Here is a 25725-nt window from a genome sequence, read left to right on the forward strand (position 1 = left end):
CTTTACCTAGGAATGACGGTCGATATCATGTAGACTGGTAATGATTTACTGCCGCCACACCTTGCTTTATGGGGTATGGAGGTCCGTACATACTTGCTTGCATATGGGGGTGGGCACTATGCCCAAACAAGAAAAGGTTTCCATGTCTTGGCTGCTGCGGTATTTGAAACCGGTAAAAGGACGGCTAATACTGCTGCTCGTGTTGCTGCTGACGTCGACGGGCTTGCAGCTCTTGAATCCGCAAATTGTCAAACGGTTTATTGACACGGCAGCCGAAGGAGGAGTTATAGCCGCGCTGATTCAGCTGGCGGGATTGTTTCTGGTCGTGGCTGTTTTTAACCAGCTGATAACCGTGGCTGTCAGCTATATGGGGAACGATATTTCATGGCGCGCGACAAACCGGCTTCGCGGCGATCTTTTGAAGCATTGCTTGCGGCTGGATATGCGATTTCATAATGTCAAAACGCCCGGCGAGATGATCGAGCGGGTGGACGGCGACGTGACGAATATTTCGAACTTCTTCGCGATGTTCATCGTGCAGGTTATCGGAAGTTTTGTGCTGCTAGCTGGCATACTAGGATTTATGTTTACGGTCAATCTGCCGATCGCGATCGTCATGACGGTGTTTACGCTGCTGTCCATTTTGTTCATGGTGTTCATCCGGAATATGGGCGTCAATTCTTCGAAGAATGAACGTGAAGCCAGCGCTTCGCTGTTCGGGTTAATTGAGGAACGCATCGCCGGCATTGAGGATGTACAGGCGAACGGCAATGTGCCGTATGTGATGAATCGGTTTCACCGGATGATGCGCACCGTTTTTCTGAAAGGAAGAAAAGCCTGGATGCTCCGCGTTGTCCCTTGGAATACCACGGTGATTCTGTTTGCCCTTGCGGTTACCGCTGTCCTGTTACTAGGGGTTCGCTATTATCTGATCGGTGAAATTACGCTGGGGACCCTGTTCTTAATCTACCAATATACGCAGATGCTGAATGATCCGATCGAGATGCTGGGTGACCAGGTGCAGGAGTTCCAAAAGGCAAAATCCGGCATGCTGCGTTCCAGAGAGTTGTTGTCCAATAAGAGCGAGATTGTGGACGGAGAGCAAGAAGAGCTTCCGGAAGGGGCACTCGGTTTGGAATTTGAGGGCGTCAGCTTCAGTTATAACGAAGATAAACCGGTGTTAAAGGACATCAACTTTGAAGTCAAACCAGGTGAACGCCTGGGCATTATCGGTCGTACCGGCAGCGGAAAGTCGAGTCTCAGCCGTATTCTGCTTCGACTGTATAACATCGACAGCGGCGTGATCCGCGTTGGGGGGACCGATATCACGAAGCTAAAGCTGCCCGCGCTTTACCGCCGGGTGGGTATGGTCACACAGGATGTGCAGCTGTTCGATGGCTCGCTGCGTGACAACCTGACGTTGTTTGATCACGGCGTGTCGGATGCATTCATTCTGGAAACGACGGAGCGTTTGGGGCTTCGGCAATGGATCGATGCACAGCCGGAAGGCCTGGATACGCATCTGACAGCAGGCGGAGCTTCGCTGTCCGCGGGAGAAGCGCAGCTGTTCGCTTTAACCCGGGTATTTTTGACGCAACCAAGCTTGGTGATTCTGGATGAACCGTCTTCACGCCTGGATGCCGCAACGGAAACGATGCTGCAGGTAGCCGTGGATCAGCTGATGAGCAGCTGTACGGGCATCATCATCGCGCACCGGCTGGCTACGCTGGAGCAGGTGGATAAAATTATGGTGCTGGGTGACGGGCGAATTATGGAATTCGGCGAACGGGAAGCTCTTGCGTTAGATCCGGCATCACATTATGCCAGACTGCTGAGCACAGGCAGAGAGGAGGAACTGGCATGACCATCACGGGTTTTATAGGGCGCCTCTTTCGATTCAGGCCTTCATTATTTTTAATCAACGGTCTGCTGTGGTGCATATTTCATTCCTTGCCACTATTGATCGGACTGGGGATGCAGTGGTTTTTTGACCGGGCGACGGCCAGTTCCACGGATTATGTATGGCTGGCGGTGCCCTTGATCTTTATTGCCGTTGTAAGGGTAGCGCGGGTAGGGACGTTCTTTGCGGCCTTCTATCAATGGGTAACGTATATTTACCACATTCAGGCCATTCTGCGAACGAACATGCTGGCCGGGATTATGCGCTGGCCGGGGCGTAATTTGCCAGCTTCTCCAGGGGAGGCGATGAGCCGCTTCCGCGATGACGTGGATGAAGTTGTGGAATACGTTGAATCCTGGGTGGATTTCTGGGGACGTCTCGTTTTTGCCCTCGTATCCGTTGTCATTATGGCGAGCATTAACTGGAAGATCATGCTGGTGGCCGTGCTGCCGCTCGTGGTGGTCACGCTCCTGAACAATCTGTCCGGCAACCGCGCGCGTCGTTACGGCCTAAAGAACCGGGAAGCTACAGGGCGCATTACCAGCTTTATCGCGGAAACCTTCGGTGCGGTTCAAGCCTTGAAGCTCGGGCAGGCGGAGGATCATGTGCATGAGCGCTTCATGAAGCTGAACGAAGACCGCCGGCAGGCAGCGCTGAAGGATAATCTGTTCAAACAATGGATGCGATCCTTGAATCAGCATGTGCTTAGCATCTGTACGGGATTGATTCTGTTGATGTGCGCTGCTGAAATGCAGGCCGGGCGTTTTACCGTCGGGGACTTTGCTTTGTTCACGTCTTACCTGGCCAATATCGGCTTCAGCATTTCCTTATTCGGTTATATGGTATTCCAGCACAAGCGGCTGAAGGTTTCCTTTGACCGGATGCGGTCTCTGTTTCGCCCTGGTGAGGAAGACCGGATCATTGAGGCACGGGAAACGTATCTGAACGAAGAGCCGCCGGAACTGCCCGTCATTCACAGAGAACCGGGAGAAATGCTGAAGGAGCTGGAAGTCAAGAATTTATCGTACCATTATCCGAATTCGGATAACGGTATATCGGATATTAATTTTCGCCTGGAGCGCGGCAAGTTTCTGGTGGTGACCGGACGAATCGGGGCGGGGAAATCGACGCTTGTCCGGACATTGCTGGGACTGCTGCCAAAACAGGAAGGAACGATTCGCTGGAACGGGGAAGAGGTGGATCCGGCAACCTTCCTTATGCCTCCTCGGGCGGCCTATACTCCGCAGGTTCCAAGGCTGTTTAGCGATCCCTTGAGAGAGAACATCGTGCAAGGGAAGAAAGAGCGGACCGAGGAAACTCTGGAACGGGCTGTTCGGCTGGCCGTCATGGAGAAGGATATCGAGAATCTGGATCAGGGACTGGAGACGTTTGTCGGTCCGAGGGGCGTTATGCTGTCGGGGGGACAAATCCAGCGGGCGGCTACGGCACGCATGCTGATCACGGGCGCGGATTTATTCATTTTTGATGATCTGTCCAGCGCGTTGGACGTGGAGACGGAGCAGCAGGTATGGGATGGGTTGTTCAAGGAGCAGGGCGTCACTTGCATCGCGGTATCGCATCGGAGGGCAGCCCTTTCGAAAGCCGATCATATCATCGTCATGAAGGATGGGCGGATCGAAGCGGAGGGCAGCTTGACGGAGCTGCTCGCCACGAGTGAAGAGATGCAGCTGTTATGGCAGGGCGAGCAGTCCGCTGTCGAGGCTCAGGCCCCCGCAGAGGATGAAGCTGAAGTTAGTAAGGTATAACATCAAGTTTGGTTTGGAATTGGGGATGTAAGAACAGGTTTCGACAGGTTTAGATAGGTTTAGAGCAGGGCAGCTTCCGTTGGTGTGGAGGCTGCCTTTTTTTATGGCTTTAGCCAGTTGAGTGCGTGAAACGCGCGAAACAAAAAACCACCCGCTATGCGGGTGGAGGGATTGAGGGTTTGACCACTGAGACCATTCCAATAAAATTGAGATGTTCAGGCTCAAAGAAAGGAATGGTTTCAAATGGCAACCAAGAGCTACAGCCTAGCTCACACAAAGTGGATGTGCAAATACCACATTGTATTTACCCCGAAGTATAGACGGAAAGAGATCTATAATCAAGTAAGAAGAGACTTAATAGAAATTTTCAAACGCTTATGTAAGTACAAAGGAGTAGAAATTATAGAAGGTCACATGATGCCCGATCATGTCCATATGTTGGTGGCTATCCCACCGAAAATTTCAGTGTCATCATTCATGGGATATCTAAAGGGGAAAAGTTCGTTAATGATCTTCGAGAAGCATGCACAACTAAAATATAAATACGGGAATCGAAAATTTTGGGCAGAAGGATATTATGTGAGTACAGTAGGTTTGAATGAAGCAACAGTAGCGAAGTACATTCGTGAACAAGAGGCACATGATCAAGCCATGGATAAGTTGAGTGTAAAAGAGTACGAAGATCCATTCAGCAGCAACAGGGGCAAAAAGAAATAAACCAGTTTAACTGGTAAGTGAAAGTGACAAATAACAATGAGCCTGAACAGAGTTATGGTCAGGCTAGCGTCTTTAGGCGCAGTTTGGCAACAAGGGGTTATACCCCGAGAGCAAACCACCCGTTGGACGGGTGGTCATGATTGTATAATATTAATGGGAAATAATGGATCCATATTCAGATGTATAAGGGAGAGATCTATATGAAGAATCGCAAATTCTTGGTAACGTTCGGTTATAACCTGGACCATAGCAATATCGATTACCTTGTGTCTGATCGCCTGTCCCGCCATAAGGGCTGGATTCAGAAGGATTACTTTGATCCGGTGCTGCACACAGGGGCTGCGTTTATTCTAAACTACCAGATCATCGACACGAATGCTGCCAGAGTCTCGCAGCGCTATTACTTGGATGATTACCACGTCACGGAAGCCAGGCTGCAAGGCTTTCTTTACTCGCTAAACAAGCTGAAGGGCACGCATGTGTTGTGCAATCCCAGGGTACAAGGACATCACAGGACCGTTATTGATGGGCACGAGTACAGCTGTTATGCCTATCAGACACTGGATGGAAGGGATCTGCGCTTCTTGCAGTACGAAGAGGATTCAGAAGAAGCTTCTCTTAAGAAGGGGGTGCCCCGGATTCCTGAGGATCAGCACTACCTAGTCTTTCCCTCTGATTGCAGTCAAGAAGAGAAGGATCGGCGGCTGACCGACTGGATCATCGGAATTATTGAAGCGGGGAGGCAGCAGCCTTAAATGTCACCGCCATTCATGATGGATACTCACTGCGTATTTCCACCACCGGGGAGCAACGTAATTCGTTGCTGCGTCTGCATATCGTCAAACCTATCGTAAATTCCGTTTCGCATATTCTATTATTTTACTTGCGAGAATAAGGATATAAATACAAGCCGATCGATAGGCTCGAGGAATAGGATGTAGAAGATGAATGGAAAGGGTGGGTTTACCATGGAATGGAGCGTCATTTTTCAATTGATCGACCCGCGGCTCTTCATGGTCGTTGCTGCCTGTTGGGTAATCGGATATGTGCTGAAGCAAACGCCCAAGGTTCCGAATTGGAGCATTGTATATTTGGTTATGGTCGTATCGATTTTGTTCACAACCGGCCTGATCGGCTGGAGCGTGGAAAATATCATTCAAGGCATACTCGCAGGGGCGTTTGCGGTATTCGGCCATCAGGCCGTTAAACAAACGGCAGAGGCGATTGCGACTAGAAAGAAGTAAGAACGGCTGAATGGTCCGGGATGATTTTTGCCTAAACCGAACTTTACCTGGCAGTCTGCCGCTTGAGTCTGTTACTCTTAAGTCCATAAGATGATTTAAGGGAGCGTGAAGATTTGCAGAGGAAAACGTTGACGGTTGAGGCACTGCCTGGGTTTGAGCCGGAGATCGGCCGCTGGATATGGGGACTTGAGGATGTGCGGCGAACGATATTGAAACGGCTGGAAGGGATTCGGTATGAGCAGTTGAACCATAGGGTGGACGGTCGGCAGTCGATCGGTTCGCTGTTGTACCATATTGCTTTCATTGAAGCGGATTGGCTATACGCTGAGGTGCTTGAATCCGATTGGGATCCGAAAATAAAGGCCAGCTTTCCCTGGGATCACCGTACCGCAGATAACCGTCTTTCTGAAGTGCCGGATCAGCCGCTCGTTGAGCATCTCCACCGTATGCAAATGGTTCGTCAGGAACTGGTTGCCCATTTCCGAGGCATGGACCTTTCGGACTGGAGAAGACCCAGACAACTGGAGCCGTACGATGTGACGCCCGAATGGGTCATCTATCATCTGATTGAGCATGAGTCCCACCATCGGGGACAGATATTTCAGCTGTTAAGGGAACTGGAGCAAGCTTAAAGAATCGAAAGTCCACTCAGATGAAAGTTTTGGCCTTCGCGGCTAAAGAAAGAGTTTTTTGAGGCTGCTGCTATTCACGTTCATATTCCCCGGGCAGGGAGCTTTCCTTGCTCTTTTTTTGTATACCCTGCAACGATCCAGATGTCAAAACGTAATAAGCATATAAAGAGCACGGTATCGGAGGAGATATGATGAATAATGAATTTTACGTCGGGTGGGGAACGCTGGCATTAATCAATGCGGGATTGGCTCAAGGGAAAAATAGAACGGGATTAAACTGGTTTCTGCTATCCCTGTTGTTAGGTCCGCTCGCAACCCTGATTCTTGTCCTGTCAGCTAAAAGGTAATCAGAGCAATTAAAGAGCCGCCTCCCGGCAAGGGAAGCGGCCTTTATCGGTTTACATCCGTTGAAACATAGCGGTGTCACGGCTGTAGTGCGTCAGATAACCTGTCTCTTCGTTGCGGATGCGGACGACATCCGGTGTGTAGCATTCAATGTAACCTCGCTCGATCTCCACGTACACGCTTGCGGGATCCTCTTCCCATACGGAAACCACGGTTTCCGATAAGGCGGCCGCGAAAAAATGGATGTCTTGCGATAGGTACCGGCTATTGCGGTCTGTATTCATTTATTTCATATCCCCTTGATGGTTAGAATCAGATAAAATGCGGTCTACTAGCTCGTTCATTCCCTTCCAGGAATCCTTCAGAATAAATTCATGCTGAATATGCGCGTTCCACGGACGCGGAATCAGAATGGTTTGTTTTCCGGCTTTTCTGGCGGCAATCGCATTATGGGGACCATCGTCAATCAGAAGATCAAATTCCACTAAATCCTTGCGTTTGGCCACGAAAAAATTCTCGAACGGAATAAAAGGCATATGCCGCTGCAGCCATCTCCATTTCTCGGGCACCGAGGAGGGGCGGGCTGCGGTAACAACAATGACGTCATAATCATGCGTCATTCTGTGGACTTCGTCAATCGTATATTCATCAAATAGTTCAAGTTCTTCATATAAACCCGGCTTTCCGAAGAAAAACTCCTCCGAGCATTCAGGATGCCAGATTTGGTGCAGGTTATAATCGGTAATCTGATCCAGCGTCAGCTGAGGATCCTTGTACTCAAGATTGTGATAATGAATGGCCTTGGGTATGAGATGGCAGATGGTATCATCCATATCGATGGCGACTATTTTTTTGCTCATATCGTCATTACTCTCCTGTTAATCATGAATTCTAAGAAACGATGATGTTCCGTAAATTGTAAGGGACAGGATGCTTGTTGGCAAACTGGAATCAAAAATGGGAGGGAGTAACATTTTCTTTCTCCTGACTCATTATAAACTAAGTATAGCATTAATGCGGCAACAACCTTCCTGATATTTCGCGGTTACGGGAATAACTTAATAAAGCCTTCGTCCATTATGACAGTACATGTCATGATTGCCCTTTTATAATAAGAACACTACAAGTCACAAGGGAGGAACGGCCATGGTGCAAGAATATATCAACATTCGTGGAGCCAGAGAGAATAACCTGAAGAATGTGACGCTGCAAATTCCTAAACGAAAAATTACGGTCTTTACCGGCGTATCCGGGTCGGGCAAATCGTCCATCGTGTTCGATACCATCAGCTCGGAAGCTCAGCGGTTGCTGAATGAGACGTTTACCGCTTTTGTCCGTAACCGACTTCCACGGCACAGTCAGCCGGACGTCGATTCGATCGAGAACTTGTCGACGGCCATCGTCATCGACCAGAAGCGTCTGGGGGGCAATTCGCGATCCACGCTAGGGACGATTACGGATCTGTACGCCATACTCCGTCTGTTGTTTTCCAGGGTGGGAAAGCCATTTGTGGGATATTCCAACGTCTTTTCTTTTAATGATCCGCAAGGCATGTGTCCGGAATGTCAGGGAATCGGCAGGAAGGTCGAGCTGGATCTTAATAAACTGCTGGATACAAGCAAATCTTTGAATGAGGGGGCGGTCCAATTCCCTATTTTCTCAGTAGATAGCTGGTATATGAAGAATTACACCATGTCCGGGTTCTTTGATAACGAAAAGAAGCTGGCCGACTATTCCGAAGCGGAATGGGATCTTTTCCTGTACGGCAAGGAGGGGAAGGTGACGTTCCCGTCCAAGGGAGGACCGGTACAGTCCGACTTCGAAGGTCTCGTGTTGAAGTTTAACCGGCTTTATATTCAGAGAGACAGCAGTGAATTATCGGAACGCACCTTGAATCACGTCAAAAATTTTATTACGCATGGCACTTGCCCGTTATGCAAGGGGACGCGGCTCAGTCAAGCGGCATTAAGCTGCAGGATCAACGGCTATAATATCGCTGATTGTGCGGCCATGGAGATCGGGGAGTTAAGAGAGGTCATCCTGAATATCAAAGAGCCCGTGGCTGCCAGTATGGTGGTCAGTTTGGCCGAGCGGCTGCAGCACTTGATGGATATGGGGCTGGATTACTTGACGCTGAATCGGGAGACGACCACGCTCTCCGGGGGCGAGTCGCAGCGGGTGAAGATGGTTAGGCATCTGGGCAGCAGCCTGACGGATATGATGTATGTTTTTGATGAGCCTAGCGTGGGTTTGCATCCACGGGATGTTCACCGGCTGAACGACATGCTCAGGAAGCTTCGCGACAAGGGCAACACGGTCCTGGTCGTGGAGCATGACCGTGACGTGATTGAAATTGCCGACCATGTGGTGGACGTGGGGCCGAATGCCGGTACCCGGGGAGGGGAAATTGTCTTCGAGGGCACGGTTGAGCAGCTATGCAGCCAAGATTCTACGTTAACCGGGCAGTATATGAAACGTTTCATGCCGATGAAAGAACAGTTCCGGGTACCGACAGGACAGATGCGGATTGCCAATGCCAATCATCATAATCTGAACAATGTGACGGTGGATATCCCGGAAGGCGTGTTGACCGTGGTCACGGGCGTAGCGGGGTCAGGCAAGAGCTCGCTGATTCATCATGCCTTCCTGTCCCAGCATCCCGAGGCTGTCGTCATCGACCAGTCCGCCGTCAGCACCTCGATCCGTTCGAATCCTGCTACCTATACGGGCATCATGGATGACATCCGGAGTTTATTCGCCAAGGCTAACGATCAGAGTCCATCCCTGTTCAGCTTTAATTCCAAAGGGGCCTGCCCCGACTGCCACGGGCTTGGTTTCATCTATACGGACCTGGCGTTCATGGAAGGCATCAAGTCTCCGTGCGACACCTGTGACGGCAGGCGCTTTAAGGATGATGTTCTGCAGTATAAGCTCCATGGAAAAATGATTACCGATGTGCTGGATATGAGCGTGCTGCAGGCGCTCGATTTTTTCGAGAAAAAAGAAATCAGGCGGCGGCTGGAGGCTTTGCACGATGTGGGCCTGCACTATCTGACCCTCGGCCAGCCGCTAAGCACTCTGTCCGGGGGCGAAAGCCAGCGCATCAAGCTGGCCAGCGAGCTGCATAAGCAGGGAAAGATCTACGTGATGGACGAGCCGACGACCGGGCTGCATATGTCGGATGTCGGGCATTTGCTGGACATGATGAATCGGCTCGTTGATAATGGCAGCACGGTGATCGTGATCGAGCACAATCTGGATGTGATCCGTCAGGCGGACTGGATCATTGATCTCGGACCCGAGGGCGGCAGCAGGGGGGGCAGGGTCATGTTCGAAGGAACGCCTGCTGAACTGATCACGGCGGAACAATCGCTGACTGCGAAGTATGTACGAGGTTAGCGGGAAATCAAGGAAGTGAAGGCCGGTCCTGACCGGAGTCTGACCGAACCCATGCAGTATGTAACATGGGAGCAGGGAGAAATTCGCTTTTCGTAGTTTCATAATAGACTTGCCAATGGCCATGCCGCATATCCCCGCGGCATGGCTATTCTATGGTTGTTAGGCTTATAAGATCGCTTAAACGGCAATACTGTATGCTGCGACAGACCAAGTTGGTTAATGATGTACGTGTAACGACCCGGTCTGCATTTCTAAATAAGCAGCATCTTTATTGTAAACGGGGGATACGACAATGCAGAAAGTATGGTGGAAAGAAGCCGTTGCTTACGAAATCTATCCGCGCAGCTTTATGGATTCGAATGAAGACGGCATCGGGGATCTGCAAGGGGTTATATCCCGCCTGGATTATTTGAAGGATCTCGGGATTGATGTTATATGGGTATGCCCCATCTATCGTTCGTCCAATAACGACAACGGTTACGATATCAGCGATTATCAGGATATTATGACGGAGTTCGGGTCCATGGCCGACTTCGATCAGCTGCTGGCCGAAATCCATAACCGCGGCATGCGGCTCATTATGGATCTGGTGCTCAATCATACCTCGGATGAACATCCGTGGTTTATTGAATCCCGTTCCTCAAGGACCAATCCGAAGCGGGATTACTATATCTGGCGGAATGCGAGGGAGGGAGCCGAGCCGAACAATTGGGAATCCGTCTTCACCGGCTCCGCTTGGGAATATGACGAGTTGACGGATCAATATTATCTCCACCTCTATTCCAAGAAGCAGCCTGATTTAAACATGGAGAATCCGGCGGTCAGGGATGATCTGGTCAAAATGATCCGTTGGTGGCTGGATAAAGGGATTGACGGTTTCCGCGTGGATGCGATTACCCATATTAAGAAGCTTCCGGGTTTGCCGGATATGCCGAATCCGAATCACCTTCGTTATGTCGACTCGAATCCCGGACATCGGAATATCGCGGGCATCCATGAATTTCTTCAGCAATTCAAACGCGAGGCGTTCGCTCATTATGACATTATGACGGTTGGCGAAGCGAGCGGCATTCCGATAGCGGAAGCAGACCGCTGGATCGGGGAAGAGAACGGGTCACTGAATATGATTTTTCAATTTGAGCATGTCAATCTTGATTTCGGACTGGAAGGACGCTGGGATTATGCGGTCTGGGACTTGGCCGAATTGAAGCAGATCATGCATAAATGGCAGACGGGCCTTGAAGGCGTGGGCTGGAATGCCCTCTATATGGAGAACCACGATCAGCCGCGGTCCGTATCCCGTTTTGGCGATCCGGTCCATTATCATAAGGAATCGTCCAAGATGCTGGCTACTTTTTTTATGCTGATGCAGGGGACGCCGTTTATTTATCAGGGGCAGGAAATCGGAATGACGAATGTCGAGTTTGCGGAGCTGAGCGATTATCGGGATGTGGAGATCTACAATTATTATCGCGAGCGGCTTCTGGACGGAAAAGACGTGTCCGAGACGATGCGTAGAATCGCGTACCGGGCTAGGGACAATGCAAGAACGCCGATGCAGTGGGATGACACGCTTTATGGCGGCTTCTCAACGGTTGTCCCGTGGATCCGCTGCAATCCGAATTATCATGAAATCAACGTAGAGCAGCAGCTAACCGATCCCGATTCCATACTGAATTACTATAAAGCCTTGATCCGACTGCGCAAATCCAGTGAGGCGCTGGTTTACGGAAAATATGAAGCCGTGCTTAAAGAGCATTCAGAAATTTTCGCCTATTCCAGATCGCTCGGGAACGAGACGTACTTGATTGTTCTCAACTTCTATAGCGGAACACCGGATTTTCAATTCCCGGCGGAATGGCGTGAGCATCAACCGGAAGTTGTACTCTCGAATTACGAGCGCTCGGACCGAAGCTTCGACGAATTCGCTCTGCACCCTTATGAAGCGATAGTTTATCGTGTAAACTAAGTGGGTAAGCGATTTCTTGAGATGAGAGGTGAATGCAGCTTGCCACAATTCAATATGATGTCTGCCGCCGTTCTTGAACGCCCGTTATCCATTGGGGTGAAGCAGGTTCCCATTCCGGAGCCGAAGCCGGATGAGGCCTTGATTCAGGTGTACTGCATCGGCATATGCGGCTCGGATGTGCATTACTATGAGCATGGACGGATTGGCAGGTATGAAGTGAAGGAACCGTTGATTCTGGGACATGAGCTTGCCGGCGTTGTAGTAAGAACGGGGGAGAAGGTAAGAAATGTCTCCGTTGGTGACCGCGTGGCCGTGGAACCGGGCGTAACGTGCGGGCGCTGCTCTTATTGTAAAAGCGGACGTTACAACCTGTGTCCGGATGTTGTATTTATGGCGACCCCGCCGGTTGACGGGGCTTGGGCCGAATACGTTGCGGTGCGAAGCGACTTCCTGTTCCGGCTGCCGGACGAAATGTCCTTTGAGGAAGGCGCTTTGCTTGAACCGCTGTCCGTAGGACTCCATGCCGTACGACGCGGGCGTATCCGGCCAGAGGACCGGGTGCTCGTGCTCGGACTGGGGCCGATTGGCTTGCTTGCCATGGAGGCGGCCAAAATGTCCGGAGCCTCTCAGGTATATGGCAGCGACGTCGTGGAATACCGGCGTAATCTGGCCCTGCAGATGGGAGCCTCCGGCGTGATCAATCCGATGGGCGAATCCGTTTCGCAGCGATTGAACGAACTGACGGACGGCAATGGCATTGATCTTATTATTGAAACGTCGGGCAACGCCGGGGCCATCGCGGATTCGATTGGTTATGTGAACCGGGGAGGCCGGATCGTGTTTGTAGGTCTGCCCACAAAGGATGCGATCCCGGTGGATATTGGCGCTTTGGTTGACGCCGAGCTGGATGTATATGGCGTGTTCCGCTACGCAAACACGTACCCGGCGGCTATTCAGATGCTGCAAAACAAGGCCAGCCGCATACGCGATATCATCACCCACCAATTTTCCTTGGATCAGATCGAGGAAGCCGTAGAGCTTGCTCGCACGCACAAGGACACCAGCGTAAAAGTCATGATCTATCCTCATCCAAACGTTTAAGGTGGTTCGCGGCCTGGAGAGTCGCTTCGGGAGCTGTCGTGTAACAAACGCGCCAATGCAGCGTAATGGACCATCATCAAAAAGCACCGCTCCAACACTTGTCGGAGCGGTGCTTTTTTTCGCGTTACCGGTTAGTTCGGGCGTTCATTACTCATCCAGCTGTCGATGCGCAGATCATCGCCGTAGCTGTCGCGGGCCGAAATTTCGCCGAGCTTCTGCTCGGCTTCCTCGCGGGTATCGAACCCGCCGATGACCGCGAGGAAGTCGTTGCTGGCCGTCTTAATGAAGGTCACGTCGTCTTCCATATAAATCTCTTCAAGGATGGCGAGGGATTCCCCCTGCGGCATGGCTTCACTGCGGATATAGAAGACCTCGCGCGGGGTGACCGGCTCTCCGGTCGAAGTGAGCTTCAGCTCAATATAGCCGGGGTCTTTATATTCGGATACGGTATGCTTCACGCCATCCTTCAGTTCAACGACAAAACGCATGGCCGAGTCGTCCAGAATCACATTCTCATAGACATCCTTCACCAGCGGCAGAGCCAGCATGTCTTTCTTGAGGGTTTCATAATCAAAATTTCGTACTCCGTTAAACGTGAAGATCAGACGGTTTGGCGCATCCCGATGATCCACCGTGTAGGCCGGGACACTGGAAACGGACTTGCCTTCCTGGTCAAATTGAATTTTTAATACGTCTTCGGAAGCTTCCGTGCCCACGGTAACGCCGTCGGTCCGCTCGCCTCCGCCCCCGAACTGCAGAACCTGAACGATGCTGCCCACCACAGGAACTTTGGATAAGGCGTTGGCCACCGTCGGGATGTTGACCACGAATAGCAGGGCAACGGCAGCTGCAACAACGGAAGAGTATCTCGTCAAGCGTATGGAGCGTTTGCGGGCAGCCGCCTTTTTCTGTGCAGCATCGATAACGCCGGTTAGCTGGGCGGGGATTTCAATGTGTTCGTAGCGTTCTTTTCCTGTCATAGGCTATCGACCTCTCCCTCGATTAGATATGATTTTAGTTTTCCGATAATACGATAAAACCTGGTCTTGACGGTACTTTCGGATACGGATAACACATCCGCCATTTCTCGAAAGCGCAGGTCTTCAAAAAACTTCAAAATCATGTAGGTTTTCTCCTCCGGCAGCAGTCTGTCCAGCGCATCGTACAGATCCATCTTCTCTTCCAGCGGTACGGCATGCTCTGCGGCTGCATAGTCCTGCGTCTGATCTTCCATATAAGTAACCCGCTTCTTGCGACCGAGATGGTCAATGGCAGCGTTAATAACGATCCGGGTCATCCAGGAATCAAAATACTGCGGCGTGTTCATCCGCTCGTAAGCGAGATATCCCTTATAGGTTGCCTCGGAGACGATATCCAGTGCCTCCTGTTCATTTTTGACATAGCAATAGGCTACCCGGTATAACTTGTTTTTGCATTTCTCCATATTTTCGCTGAACTGTTGCTGCTTCGACTCTTTCGCTCTCAGTTCACTCACCCCTAACTACTAGCACTAGTAATATTGTCATGGCACGAATTCGTTTCATCTATTCATTCATTGGCCGGATTGGATCATGCTCAAGTACTTGAGTGCGCTTGACTGATCATTAGACCGTGGAGGAGGCCAAATAGTTTTAACCGGGGATAAAAAAAGTCCATGAACTTAACAGAAGTCCTTAACGGTGTTACTATATTAACCATATAAAATGTACGGAGGCCAGAACATGTAGGTTTTTCTACCCTAACCCATACAACTAAATACAGAATTGGGGTAGAAAGATGGAAAGGAAATCTTTTCAATATCTCTGGATCGGTCAGGCGCTCGCCAATAGCGGCGATTTATTTTACATTGTCGGTCTGATGGCTATGATCCATAAGATTACAGGATCTGCCATGCTGATGGCCATGGTACCCTTTCTCACGACGATGGCACGGTTTATAAGCGGGAGCTTTGCACCCGTATTGATGGATAAATACAGCCTCAAGTCACTGCTTGCTTCGTCTCAGATCGGAAAAACGGCCATGCTGTTTCTGTTGTTGGTAACCTGCTATGTGCTGAGAGAGCAGGAGGCGACGGTCTATGCAATCCTCGGATTCGTATTCCTCATCTCTCTGCTCGATGGCTGGGCTGCACCTGCAAGTCATGCCATGCTGCCGCGTCTGGTGGATGCCGCTGAGCTGACGAAAGCGAACAGCTTTGTTGCCATCGTGGATCAGTTGATCCAACTGGGAGGCTGGGCCGTTGGGGGACTGCTGGTCGCAGCCTTGGGCGGAAGCAACGTGATATGGCTGACCTTTGCCCTGGCCCTGGCAGCCGCTGTCTGCATGAAGATGATCGAGGATCGGCATGAATCCTCTCCGGAACAGAAAGAGAAGGCGCGCGTTTCGAATTGGCGTTCCATTCAGGAAGGCTGGACACTCATTTGGAAACAGCCTTCTATTCGGGCGATTCATGTGATTTATGTATTGGAGACGATGGCGGGCGTGATTTGGATCGCGGCGACCATCTACGTGTATGTAGCCGATGTGCTGCAAAGGGAAGAGGCATGGTGGGGATATATCAACGCAAGCTTTTTCCTGGGACTTATGCTGGGCGGACTGTTTGGCATGAGAGGCGCAGGGCTGATCGACCGCAACATCCGCAAGTTCGTCATCTGCTCTTCCTTCGGCATCAGTATCATGACGTTCGGTTTTGGATTGACCTCGGTGCCTTGGCTGGCCCTGGTGTTCTCGGCAGGCTTCGGCGTTTTTGAACAGCTTAAGGCAGTCTCGCTTCAGACTACACTGCAGCGGGGCATATCTGTCCATGTATTGCCGAAAGTGTACGCTGCCCAAAGCGCGCTAGTTTCGCTGGTATTCGGCTTATCCACCCTGTTGTTTGGGTTCATAACCGATGAATTTGGCGTTCGGGCTACGTATATCATCGCTGCCACGGTGCTGTTCATCTCGGGATGCTACGCATTACGGATACGAACGAGATTGCCGGAGTCAGGGGAGGGGCTAGAACAAGGACGGATCGGCATCGAATAATCATTAAAAAAAGGCGAGCTTAAGGCTCGTCTTTTTTTGCATGCATAAATGGATCCGGACACAAGCTACAGCAAGCATCATCAATACGGTTTACTGAACGTGAAACCTTAATAATCGCGGGGCAATACTGGTTTTGAAAATATTTCGAAAATCCGGTTGACAATCCATCTACTACGTATTACGATATACCTGTAGTAGGTCACACTGAATACCGACACACTGAGCAATGAGGTTGCAAAAATATTTTAAAGAAATTGTTGACATCCCCTACTACTTAGTATTACAATGTACATGTAATAAGTAATACTTAATAGCATGTTTTCCAAATGCTATTAAGTAAAAATTTCCCTTAGTACTATGTTATACTGAATATAGGTAATACTGAATAGGGGAGGGACGAAATAAAGGAGGCTTTCGAATATGGAAAATTTAACTGAAATGCTGAAGGGTTCGCTGGAAGGCTGCGTGCTGGAAATCATCAGCCGCCGTGAAACCTATGGCTATGAGATTACCCGCCGTCTGAACGAGCTTGGCTTTACCGAAGTCGTGGAAGGGACGGTCTACACCATACTCGTGCGGTTAGAAAAGAAAAAGCTGGTGAACATTGAAAAGAAACCGTCAGACATGGGGCCGCCGCGCAAGTTTTACTCACTTAATGAGGCTGGCCGTCAGGAGCTTGAATTGTTTTGGGAAAAATGGGATTTCTTATCATCCAAAATCAACGTCTTGAAGTCAAATTAGCTTCATAAGATATTCCGTCCGATATTGTGTGGTGCCTTGTTCAGCTTTATATAAAAGGAGGAAAAAATAATATGATGGAAATGTTCAAAAAAATGATTGGTGAGAAAAAGGAGTACAAAATGATGATGGCACGGGTTGAAGCCCTGCCAGAGGACTACCAGTTTGTATTTAAGAAAATTCAAAACTACATGTGGAATTTCTCAACGGGCAACGGGATGGATATGCTGCACATGCAGTATGAATTAATCGAGTTGTTCGAAGCTGGTGCGGCCGATGGCAGACAAGTGCTGGAGATCACTGGTGAAGACGTGGCGTCCTTTGCCGACGAACTAGTGGCAAACGCTAAAACCTATGTAGCCAAGTATCGGCAAGATTTGAATCAGGATATCTTGAACCGATTGGGAAAAAAATAACTCCAATAGATAATACGACTGATTAGCTGGTTATCAAATGTGAATTACCGCCTTCGCTATTCAGTTAATTTTTGACCCGGTAGTAAGTCATACGGATTATCAGTCTTACTAAATAGATGAGTGTAGGCAATCCAGCTCAGCAAGGCGCTTATTATAAGGAGGATAAAATATGAGAAATGCAGCGATTTCTGTAAAAGGGTTAAAAAAATCCTTTAAAGACAAAGAAGTCTTAAAGGGGGTAGATTTTGAGGTGCGGCGCGGCGAAATTTTCGCACTGCTGGGCTCCAATGGAGCGGGCAAGACAACGACAGTCAATATCCTCTCGACGCTGATGAAGCCCGATGGCGGGGAAGTAGGTATTTGCGGCTTTGACGTCCAGCGTCAACCGGATCATGTCCGCCAGAGCATCAGTCTGACAGGGCAGTTTGCAGCTTTGGACGGCATGCTCACCGGGCGGGAAAACCTGATGATGATCGCCAAGTTGCGGGGAGTTTCCAATCCTGCTCAAGTTGCCGACAATCTGCTTGCAAGATTCAGCCTGACCGATGCGGCTAATCGCCGGGCAGACCAGTATTCCGGCGGGATGAAGCGCCGGATTGACATCGCCATGAGCTTGATCGGGACGCCAGCCGTCATTTTTCTCGACGAACCGACGACAGGGCTTGACCCCGAAGCGCGAATTGAAGTTTGGGATACCGTCAAGGAGCTTGCCGGCGGCGGCACGACCATCTTGCTGACGACCCAGTACCTGGAGGAAGCTGAGCAGCTGGCGGACCGTATCGCCATCCTGCATAGCGGAAAAATCATCACGACCGGTACGCTTGCCGAACTCAAAGCGATGTTCCCGCCGGCGAAAGTGGAGTACATTGAGAAGCAGCCGACATTGGAGGAAATTTTCCTCGCGATCATCGGCAACAAGGAGGCGATGTAAATGAAAAACAAAACAGGGACATTACTAGGGCGTTTAATGCGCAACATCTTGCGCAGCCCGGATACGATTATCACGGTGGCGATTACGCCGATTATGATGATGCTGCTGTTTGTCTATGTATTTGGCGGTGCCATAGAGACAGGTACGGACAACTACGTCAATTATTTATTGCCGGGAATCCTGCTGATGGCTGTCGCATCCGGCGTCGCTTACACTTCACTGCGGCTGTTTACGGATATAAAAAGCGGGTTGATGGCGCGTTTCGTTACCATGCCCATCAAGCGCTCTTCGATATTGTGGGCTCACGTGTTGACTTCGCTGGTTTCTAATGCGCTTACTGTCGTGGTGGTTTTCCTCGTCGCGCTGCTGATGGGCTTCCGTTCAAGCGCGAGTATCCTGGATTGGCTCGCGGTAGCCGGGATACTAGGGCTGTTTACGCTGGCGCTGACATGGCTGGCGGTCATCCCTGGATTGACAGCGAAGTCTATGGAAGGGGCGACAGCCTACTCGTACCCACTGATTTTCCTTCCGTTTATCAGTTCGGCCTTTGTTCCCACCGAAACCATGCCTAAAATTGTTCGGGCGTTCGCTGAGAACCAACCCGTGACATCGATCGTGAATACGATTCGTTCCCTCTTGTATGAAGGGTCTGTTGGGAACGGGATCTGGGTTGCGCTTGGCTGGTGCGTCGGCATCATGGTCATCGCTTACTTCTTCGCCAGTAAACAATTTAAACGCCAGTTAGGGTAAGTACACCATGATGAGATTCGCCATTTCAATAGTCAGCCGGTAGTCTGAAAGAGACCCTCCCCTGTTATCAGGGGAGGGCCTCTTTTATTTGGATTGCTATGGCGTTATCGTGAAGGGCCGATTGCAATCCAGGACATGAAACCATAGGCGAGATTGCAGTTAGGCTGGCGGCTTACTTCAAGGACGGCGGCATCCTCCCGCTGGGATTTCAAGGAAATCTGGAAGCCAGGATTGTTGCTCATTCCTACAATGATATAGTTGATCCCAGCAAAAGCCTCCTCGAATTGGACGGTCACCTCGGTCAAGGCTTCAGCTCCAAATACAAAAGGCGTCATGCCGAATTGCTGCAGCTTCGGCTGGCCGGCTGCGCTGCGTATTGGCGCAAAGCTTAAATGTTCTGCCGTTACGGCGCCTTTAGCCAATTGTTGTCCGGTAACGGCTCCGTCGGCCAGATGGGCGCTTGTGACGGCGCCGTTTGCAAGCTTATCGCTATCAATGGATCCTTCGGCCAACGTGAAGTTATTGAAGGCATCCGGTCCGAGGTGCCTGCTGCCGATGGCCCCGTCGGCAATCTGCGCTCCAGTGACGGAGCCGTCAGCAATGTGCGCGCTAGTGATGGAAGCCTCAGCAATCTTGCTGCCGTCAACTGAGCCTTCGGCCAACGTGAAGTTATTGAAGGCATCCGGTCCGAGATGCCGGCAGCCGATGGTTCCGTCGGCAATTTGCGCGCCCGTCAGCGATCCGTCAGCAATGTGCGCGCTAGTGATGGAAGCCTCAGCAATCTTGCTGCCGTCAACTGAGCCTTCGGCCAACGTGAAGTTATTGAAGGCATCCGGTCCAAGATGCTTACTGCCGATGGTTCCGTCGGCAATCTGTGCTCCAGTGACGGAGCCGTCAGCAATGTGCGCGCTAGTGATGGAAGCCTCAGCAATTTTGCTGCCAGTTACCGATCCTTCGGCCAACGTGAAGTTATTGAAGGCATCCGGCCCGAGATGCTTACTGCCGATGGTTCCGTCGGCAATCTGTGCTCCAGTGACGGAGCCGTCAGCAATGTGCGCGCTAGTGATGGAAGCCTCAGCAATTTTGCTGCCAGTTACCGATCCTTCGGCCAACGTGAAGTTATTGAAGGCATCCGGCCCGAGATGCTTACTGCCGATGGTTCCGTCGGCAATCTGCGCTCCAGTGACGGAGCCGTCAGCAATGTGCGCGCTAGTGATGGAAGCCTCAGCAATCTTGCTGCCGTCAACTGAGCCTTCGGCCAACGTGAAGTTATTGAAGGCATCCGGTCCGAGATGCCTGCTGCCGATGGCTCCGTCGGCAATCTGCGCTCCAGTCAGGGAGCCGTCAGCAATGTGCGTGCTAGTGATAGAAGCCTCAGCAATCTTACTGCCAGTAACCGATCCTTCGGCTAACGTGAAGTTGTTGAAGGCATCCGGCCCGAGATGGCGGCATCCGATGGCCCCGTCGGCAATTTGCGCTCCAGTCAGGGAGCCGTCAGCAATGTGCTTGCTAGTGATGGAAGCGTCAGCAATCTTGCTGCCTGTAATTCCACCGTCCTGCACAAGTTCCGTTGTGATTGCGCCGGCTTCGATATGCTGCGAACCGATGCTGGAAATTTGCAGGTGATGGGGAAGAACGGCACCCTCCGCCAGCTGCCTCGATTTTACGGCCCCCGGCTGCAATTGATCGACGCCAACGCTGTCCGGCTGCAGGTGGACATGACCGACAGACTGATTTCCAAGATGCGCAGCGTTGATCGAGTACGGCGCCAGGTGATGGCTTTGAATCGAGAATAATTCAATATGCTTGGAGCTCACAGCGCCTTCGGCAAGATGTCCGCTCTGGATCGACTCTCCGGCGATATGCTCAGGAAGGACAGCGTCGTTCGTGATATGTGCGGACTCTATGCTTTCGGCTTGAATGTGCCGGGCATTGACAGAGCCGGAAGCAAGATGGCGGCCAGTCACCGATCCTTCATCCATATGCTGTGACCTCACAATATCCACGCCCAGATGGTCAGACTGGACGCTTGCTTCTTGCAGATGCACTGCTGAAATGGAGAGAGGCTTGATCTTGTCACCACTCACGGCGTTCGCCTGCAGCGCGGCTCCCGAGACCGACGAAGGCGAGAGATGGGCTTCCGTAATCGATTGTGACCCGATTTTTACGCCCGGTATGCTGCCGTCGGCAAACAACGCTTCCGCCGAGCGGCTTTCATCGGCCAAATGGCTTAACATGATGGATTTTTTCTTCAAGTGATAACCATGAATGGCTTCCTGCACGATATGTTTGCCCAGGATGGATTCCAGTCCCAGATGTGCGCCCTCTACAGCTTGCGGAGCGATTTTTTCCGAAGTAACGGCCTTGTTCTGAATTGCTTCGGAAGTCACCGCACTCGGAGAGAGATGAGTGGATTGAACGGCCTTTGGAGCTATTTTGCCAGCAGAGACACTGCTCTCAGCCAGTTTATTAGAAGTTACGGCAAGGTCTGTCAGTTTATCCGTGGTCACGCTTTCCGGAGACAGCTTCGGTGAGGTTACGGCATGGTCCCCCAGATGTCGAGGCGCAATAACCCCATCGCCGATCGAGGACTCCACGATGCTGCCTGCGGCAATTTTATCTGTCGTTACCGCACCCTGGGCGAGCGCTTGAGTCCGTACGCTTCCCTTCTGCAGATGACGGCTGGCAATAGAGCCATCGGCCAGATGCTGCTCGCGAACCGCACCGTTTTGCAGAGCTTCGGCGCCTACACTGCCCCCTGACAGATGCTGCTGCTGAATGGCCTCACTGGCAATATTGCCGGAGGTTACGCCATGCTTAGCAATAATGGCTCCGCCAACCGATCCAAGCGCAAGCTTTTGGCTTGTCACGCTCTCAGGGGCCAGCGTCTCTTCTCCGACGGATGCGGGCTGAAGATGCTGTTTTCCGATCGCTCCGTCAGCCAGATGCTGCTCCGCTATCGTTTTGGGATGAATGGCGCTCCCTATGACGCTTTGAGGCGCGAAATGCTTAGATATGATGCTGCCCTCGGCAATGTGCTCGGCGTTTACTACATCCGCAGCGAGATGCCGGGTTTGAATGGCATCCGATGCAATTTGGTCTGATTCCACCGTATCCTTAGCCAGATGGCGCGTTTGGACGGCTTCATTGGCAATTTTGTTAGGAAGTATGCTCTGATCCGCGATTTTCGAAGCCGTCACCGCCTGTTCCACCAGCTTCACCGTATGGACGGATTGATCGGCAAGCTTGGAGCTTGTGACACTGGAATCAGCCAGATGGCGGGCGGATACTGCATTGATGCTGATCTGATCGGAACCGATAGAGCCAGGCCGGATTTGCTCTGATCCTATGGCTCCGTCCGCTAAATGGCGGGCGCTGAGCGAGCCATCCTCAATATGTCCGGCATTGATGGCACCATCTGCAATTAGGCCTGACCCGATGCTGCCGGCAGCAATATGCTCTGCAGTTACAGCTTCGCTTGCCAAATGCTTGCTTTCGATGCTTTGCGGTTTTATGTGGGACGCTGAAATGGCATCATCGGCGATTTTTTTCCCTGTTACGGCACCTTCACGGATTTTGGTCGAAGTGACTGCATCCTCTGCAAGCTTGGAGCTATGGACGCTCTCATTAGCGAGATGTCGGGTTTCTACGGCGCTGGATGCGATTTTGTCTCCTTGAACCGCTTGGTCTTCAAGCAGGTCGGTTGTCACGAGAAGCTGTTGAAGATGACGTGCGGTAATAGCCCCATCCGCGATTTTGTCGCTAACTACGGCGTGGTCTGCCAGCTTCTGCGAGGTTATACTGCCATCCTTGATCTTGCTGGCATTCACGGAACCGTCTCGAAACTTGCGCGTAGATAAGATGCCATCCATTAGATGTTCACCCGTGACCGATAATGGCGCGATTTTTCCTGAGGTCACGGCTTCGTCGGCAAGGTGCAGACTGGTGATGCTGTAGTCTTGTATGGCTTCAGGCCCGACGGCACCACGCGACAGCTTGGATGCTGTGACCGCTCTCGAAGCGATCCGGCTTTCGGTTACCGCATATTCCCCTATGTCCTCTGTATATATGAATGCGCCCTTAAGTTCAGGCATTTCCTTTTCCAAGATCAACTGCACATGCTCGATCTCCATCTCGGGAAGGGAGGGGGGATCGGTAGGCACGGTCGGGGTGTCAGCGGCTACAGCCTCTTCTGTTGGTAAGCTGGAAGCTTCGTCAGATATCGATAATGGGGTATTTTCTTTGTTTTCTTTTTCTTCTTGTTTTATTTCCATGATGCCGATAAGATCCTCATCCAGATCCATAATGGTTGCTGCTGAAAGAATGTGGGCATCTTTATCTTTTTTTGGGCTGCGTCCTTTATTTCGCTCGAGCAGATCGAGTTCCCTCGTAGTGGGATCTACCCTGTAGGGCTGGGAAGAGGAAGATGATGGGCTTTTCTTCTTTTTCTTCAAAACAACACGCTCCTTCCGAATACTCATCGTCTTCGGTATCATATGCATCCGTTTAGGCGACTGTCACTGGTCTTTTGGGATTCGACAAACGAAAGGGCAGCGTAAGATGGAAAAGGACCCGGCCAAAGGCCGAGTCCTTGATTGAGCGCTAGAAAGCACATATAAAATTTAACCCCTGACGGCCGGTAACGGCTGTACAGTCGGTTCCGTATTTGAAGTTTCTTCAAGAATCTTTGCTTCTAAAACGACAAAAGCCCTGCCTCTCTTTCGTCCTTGCGGCTCCGATGACCGCGCCAGTGTGAATCAGAAATCCGTTCCATAAAACTCTTACTCTTAGGGTCATAAAATAGGAATTTGCACTTCAACAGAGATGTAAATAACCATGTTTCGAGGAACTAACGGGGTTAAACTTCATGTAACAATTACTTATTATAGCACAGGTACTCGTAATAAGCAAAGATATTCAAATGTATATTAGAATGTTATGCAAAAACGCTTGATTTTTTCTGGAAATCCAACGATATTCATATTAACAGTTTTTTCTTGCAAATTCTGCTGTTGGGATCTTAAGTTGTAGCATCATGTCGAATACGTTCGGATTCACACCTGCCTTGCCGATGTTTATTATCTGTTAATGAAAGTAGGCGAACGATGCAACTGTATAAGTCTTTTCTTAAACAGCTAATCCGGAACTATATGATCGGGTCCATTGCAGCTGTGCTTGTTGTGGGTGGCGTATTAATGGTAACGACTCTGGAAATTCCTATTGAGGAAGGCGCGCGCCTTGTGGTCATACTGACCATTTCATTCATGGTGATGATTGCGTCCGAGCTGACCGTCTTTCTTCGGCATTTACGACCGATTCACGCGGGGTTTCATGAAGGCCATACGGATTTGGAAACGTTGGAAAAAGCATATTTGAGCATACACCGTATGCCGCGTTTGGCGGTATACCGTATATTCGGACCTCATCTGCTCGGCTTGTCGCTCCCGGCCATTCTGCTGACGGTTTGGATGATGGAGCAGGGCAAACTGAATTTTCCGCCGTTCTATATATGGCTGGCTTGCCTGGGGGCGGTCCTGCTAGCCAGCTGTCATGCCATGATCGAATTTTTTCTGACGATAGCCGCCATTCGCCCTTTGATCAAGGAGATTCGGCGGCAGGCGTTATCTCGTTATGGCGTGGACTTCTCCCTTGAGGGCCATGTATTCATGGCGATTCGGACAAAATTTTTGCTCAGCTCGATGCTAATCGGCACTTTTCCGCTGTTTCTGTTTAGTCTGGCGGTCCAGATTCGTCTGGAGGGGCTCAGTCAGATCGTAGCTCAGCAGTACTGGGGCTGGGCGGGATTTATATTGCTGCTTGGCGTCGGTTTTGCTTATATCGGCGCCTGGCTCTTGACCCAGGATTTACAGCGGCCGATCCGGCAGCTTTACCGGGCGATGAATGAGATTAAGGAGGGGCGTCTGATTCAGACCTCCAATCTCTATTCTGATGAATTTTCCAATCTGATCGCGGGTTTCAATATGATGGTTCGCGGGTTGCAGGTGCGCGAGGAGCGAAACCGCAAGCTGCTGGACAGTTATTTTGCCGCCCTGGCAGCGGCGCTGGATGCCAGAGATCCTTACACGGCCGGACATTCGCTTCGGGTAGCGGAGTATTCGGTGTTAATTGGCCGTCTGGCGGGACTCAGCGAAGAGCAGGTAGATTTGTTGCACAAGACGGCATTGCTGCATGATATCGGCAAGATCGGGGTTCGGGACAATATTTTGCTGAAGGAAGGGAAACTGACGGCAGAGGAGTTCGATCAGGTAAAGGCCCACCCGGCTCAAGGAGAGAACATTCTGCTGCAGATCGAGCCTGCCGATGCCATGGCTCCTTATCTGGAAGGGGTACGGTCCCATCATGAGCGCTATGATGGAGGCGGGTACCCTGACGGGTTGAAGGGGAAGGAGATTCCGTTGTTTGGACGGATTATTGCCGTGGCCGATGCCTATGATGCCATGACGTCGGACAGGCCGTACCGCAGCGGCATGAAATCAGCGGATGCCTTGAACATACTGGAAGCCGGCAGGGGAACCCAGTGGGATCCCGATTATGCGGGCATATTCGTTAAATATATGAAAGCGGAGAAGAAGGTCATTACGATCCGCTAGTAGGTAGTAAGCAGGGAATCGCGCTGATTCTATGGATAGGAATGAGAAGGAGACCGTACCTGTGCAGGTAAACGGCCTCTTTTTTGTGCGCCTGTCGTTAAAATATCACTGCCCCTAGGGCAGCCAATTAAATTTATACTCGTGCTGCTCCGAGAGTCGGCTAGGAGTGAATACGGAAA

The 25725-nt window shown here is 50.9% G+C and carries 21 protein-coding genes; 16 read left to right on the plus strand and 5 right to left on the minus strand.

Annotated elements, in window-relative coordinates; all coding sequences use genetic code 11:
- Positions 1-118: 118 nt before the first annotated feature.
- The 7 genes from AC0VZ8_RS03445 to AC0VZ8_RS03475 all read left to right on the plus strand — a co-directional run bounded on the left by AC0VZ8_RS03445 (position 119) and on the right by AC0VZ8_RS03475 (position 6606).
- Positions 119-1864, plus strand: coding sequence for an ABC transporter ATP-binding protein (locus AC0VZ8_RS03445; RefSeq protein ID WP_475486052.1), 1746 nt, complete (start codon positions 119-121; stop codon positions 1862-1864).
- A complete protein-coding gene (locus tag AC0VZ8_RS03450) occupies positions 1861-3666 on the plus strand; it encodes an ABC transporter ATP-binding protein (RefSeq protein ID WP_475486053.1) in 1806 nt (601 codons plus the stop codon). The genes AC0VZ8_RS03445 and AC0VZ8_RS03450 overlap by 4 nt, the downstream gene beginning before the upstream one ends.
- A 243-nt stretch (positions 3667-3909) precedes the next feature.
- The gene (gene tnpA / locus AC0VZ8_RS03455) at positions 3910-4383 is read left to right on the plus strand and encodes an IS200/IS605 family transposase (protein ID WP_071218155.1); all 474 of its coding nucleotides are present in this window, start codon (positions 3910-3912) and stop codon (positions 4381-4383) included.
- 200 nt (positions 4384-4583) lie between these two features.
- A complete protein-coding gene (locus tag AC0VZ8_RS03460) occupies positions 4584-5138 on the plus strand; it encodes a hypothetical protein (RefSeq protein WP_475486054.1) in 555 nt (184 codons plus the stop codon).
- A 189-nt stretch (positions 5139-5327) separates the two neighbouring features.
- Entirely contained in the window at positions 5328-5627 is a 300-nt protein-coding gene (locus AC0VZ8_RS03465) for a phage holin family protein (RefSeq protein ID WP_071222109.1), read from the plus strand.
- A 113-nt stretch (positions 5628-5740) separates the two neighbouring features.
- The gene (locus AC0VZ8_RS03470) at positions 5741-6259 is read left to right on the plus strand and encodes a DinB family protein (RefSeq protein ID WP_475486055.1); all 519 of its coding nucleotides are present in this window, start codon (positions 5741-5743) and stop codon (positions 6257-6259) included.
- A gap of 188 nt (positions 6260-6447) precedes the next feature.
- Complete coding sequence (locus AC0VZ8_RS03475; protein WP_155087117.1) at positions 6448-6606, plus strand: hypothetical protein; 159 nt, start codon at positions 6448-6450, stop codon at positions 6604-6606.
- 51 nt (positions 6607-6657) lie between these two features.
- Here the strand turns inward: AC0VZ8_RS03475 and AC0VZ8_RS03480 are convergent, their stop codons facing one another.
- A complete protein-coding gene (locus AC0VZ8_RS03480; protein WP_071222107.1) occupies positions 6658-6888 on the minus strand; it encodes a hypothetical protein in 231 nt (76 codons plus the stop codon).
- On the minus strand, positions 6889-7464 hold the full coding sequence (locus AC0VZ8_RS03485; RefSeq protein ID WP_260068476.1) for a 5' nucleotidase, NT5C type: 576 nt from the start codon (positions 7462-7464) through the stop codon (positions 6889-6891).
- 286 nt (positions 7465-7750) lie between these two features.
- Between AC0VZ8_RS03485 and AC0VZ8_RS03490 the strand changes: the two genes are divergently transcribed.
- The 3 genes from AC0VZ8_RS03490 to AC0VZ8_RS03500 all read left to right on the plus strand — a co-directional run bounded on the left by AC0VZ8_RS03490 (position 7751) and on the right by AC0VZ8_RS03500 (position 13073).
- Positions 7751-10003, plus strand: a complete 2253-nt coding sequence (locus AC0VZ8_RS03490) for an ATP-binding cassette domain-containing protein (protein ID WP_475486056.1) — start codon at positions 7751-7753, stop codon at positions 10001-10003.
- A gap of 292 nt (positions 10004-10295) precedes the next feature.
- Positions 10296-11972, plus strand: coding sequence for a glycoside hydrolase family 13 protein (locus tag AC0VZ8_RS03495; protein ID WP_475486057.1), 1677 nt, complete (start codon positions 10296-10298; stop codon positions 11970-11972).
- A 39-nt stretch (positions 11973-12011) separates the two neighbouring features.
- A complete protein-coding gene (locus tag AC0VZ8_RS03500) occupies positions 12012-13073 on the plus strand; it encodes an NAD(P)-dependent alcohol dehydrogenase (protein WP_475486058.1) in 1062 nt (353 codons plus the stop codon).
- A gap of 131 nt (positions 13074-13204) precedes the next feature.
- On the opposite strand, the gene AC0VZ8_RS03505 is transcribed toward AC0VZ8_RS03500, so the two are convergent.
- The gene (locus AC0VZ8_RS03505) at positions 13205-14053 is read right to left on the minus strand and encodes a hypothetical protein (RefSeq protein ID WP_475486059.1); all 849 of its coding nucleotides are present in this window, start codon (positions 14051-14053) and stop codon (positions 13205-13207) included.
- Entirely contained in the window at positions 14050-14568 is a 519-nt protein-coding gene (locus AC0VZ8_RS03510) for a sigma-70 family RNA polymerase sigma factor (protein ID WP_071222101.1), read from the minus strand. The genes AC0VZ8_RS03505 and AC0VZ8_RS03510 overlap by 4 nt, the downstream gene beginning before the upstream one ends.
- A 281-nt stretch (positions 14569-14849) precedes the next feature.
- Here AC0VZ8_RS03510 and AC0VZ8_RS03515 point away from each other — a divergent pair, with 281 nt between their 5' ends.
- From AC0VZ8_RS03515 to AC0VZ8_RS03535, 5 genes are all read left to right on the plus strand, one after another.
- Positions 14850-16100, plus strand: a complete 1251-nt coding sequence (locus tag AC0VZ8_RS03515) for an MFS transporter (protein WP_475486060.1) — start codon at positions 14850-14852, stop codon at positions 16098-16100.
- 420 nt (positions 16101-16520) lie between these two features.
- Entirely contained in the window at positions 16521-16841 is a 321-nt protein-coding gene (locus AC0VZ8_RS03520; protein WP_071222099.1) for a PadR family transcriptional regulator, read from the plus strand.
- Between the two features lie 71 nt (positions 16842-16912).
- Positions 16913-17254 (plus strand): DUF1048 domain-containing protein, encoded by a 342-nt coding sequence (locus tag AC0VZ8_RS03525; protein WP_071222098.1) that lies wholly within the window; start codon positions 16913-16915, stop codon positions 17252-17254.
- A gap of 169 nt (positions 17255-17423) precedes the next feature.
- Entirely contained in the window at positions 17424-18185 is a 762-nt protein-coding gene (locus AC0VZ8_RS03530; protein WP_071222097.1) for an ABC transporter ATP-binding protein, read from the plus strand.
- Positions 18186-18935: an ABC transporter permease gene (locus tag AC0VZ8_RS03535; protein WP_071222096.1), complete on the plus strand. Its 750-nt coding sequence runs from the start codon at positions 18186-18188 to the stop codon at positions 18933-18935.
- Positions 18936-19039: 104 nt separating this feature from the next.
- On the opposite strand, the gene AC0VZ8_RS03540 is transcribed toward AC0VZ8_RS03535, so the two are convergent.
- Positions 19040-23389, minus strand: coding sequence for a WIAG-tail domain (locus AC0VZ8_RS03540; protein WP_475486061.1), 4350 nt, complete (start codon positions 23387-23389; stop codon positions 19040-19042).
- Between the two features lie 651 nt (positions 23390-24040).
- Here AC0VZ8_RS03540 and AC0VZ8_RS03545 point away from each other — a divergent pair.
- The gene (locus AC0VZ8_RS03545) at positions 24041-25546 is read left to right on the plus strand and encodes an HD-GYP domain-containing protein (protein WP_475486062.1); all 1506 of its coding nucleotides are present in this window, start codon (positions 24041-24043) and stop codon (positions 25544-25546) included.
- Positions 25547-25725 lie beyond the last annotated feature (179 nt).

This window comes from Paenibacillus sp. QJM3NY_38 (assembly GCF_056173265.1).